The sequence below is a fragment of the Methylobacterium indicum genome (assembly GCF_001043895.1).
GTDB classification, from domain to species: domain Bacteria; phylum Pseudomonadota; class Alphaproteobacteria; order Rhizobiales; family Beijerinckiaceae; genus Methylobacterium; species Methylobacterium indicum.
Window position 1 is genome coordinate 1 of the sequence record NZ_JTHF01000424.1, and the last position, 734, is coordinate 734.

At 69.8% G+C, this 734-nt stretch carries 1 protein-coding gene; it reads left to right on the forward strand.

Annotated features, from left to right (window positions below; genetic code table 11):
• Positions 1 to 598 precede the first annotated feature (598 nt).
• On the forward strand, positions 599 to 734 hold a 136-nt coding region (locus tag QR78_RS36365; RefSeq protein ID WP_048431496.1), incomplete at its 3' end, for a flagellar basal body protein.

Below are 734 nucleotides of genomic sequence, written 5' to 3' on the forward strand. Positions count from 1 at the left end.
CAGGATGGGGTCGCCGACCTCGCTGCACTCGACCACCAGCACGCCGTCCGTCCACGCCACGCTCGGATCCACTAAAACGAGAAGCGTCCCGGCGAGCCGGCGGGCCTCGTCGCGCGCGGCGGCGGGGTCCGCGAGGACGAGCCAGTCTCCGCCGTCGATGAGGCACTCGCAGAGGCTCAGCTTGAAGCGATAACGCGGCCTGGATCGAAGACGCCCCGGGCCTTCAGGGGCAGGTCCGTACGTGCGTCGAGATCGAGTCGTGCAACGGGGTCTGGATTGCGGAAGCCGGCGACCTGATCTTCGGGACGGCCAGTCCAGTTCGTGAGACGTCGAGGCAAGCCGCGGCTCTCCTTAGGGTCTCTCACAGGGCACGAAGATCTCGACGGCCCTCCCCGGTGCCCGCCATCCGGTGCCGGCGCCCGCCCGGCAGCGCCTGGGTGTCGGGGTGGCTTGCGCCCGGCGGAAGTCCCCGCCCGCATTCCCGCAAGGTTCGCCAGCCTCGGACAAGGTTGCGCTCCTAAACCCGCCGTTACGCGGCAGGGCCCGGGCGTCGGGTCGTTTCGGGACGGGATGGAGTGACGGGCATGGAGGGGTTCGCGTGACGGGGATCTACCTGTTCGATCTCGCCTCGCTGCACACCCGCTACCTGTCGGTGCGCCAGGCGGCGATCGCCGGCAACGTGGCGAACGCCAACACGCAGGGCTACCTCGCGAAGGATACCGTGCCCTTCGCGC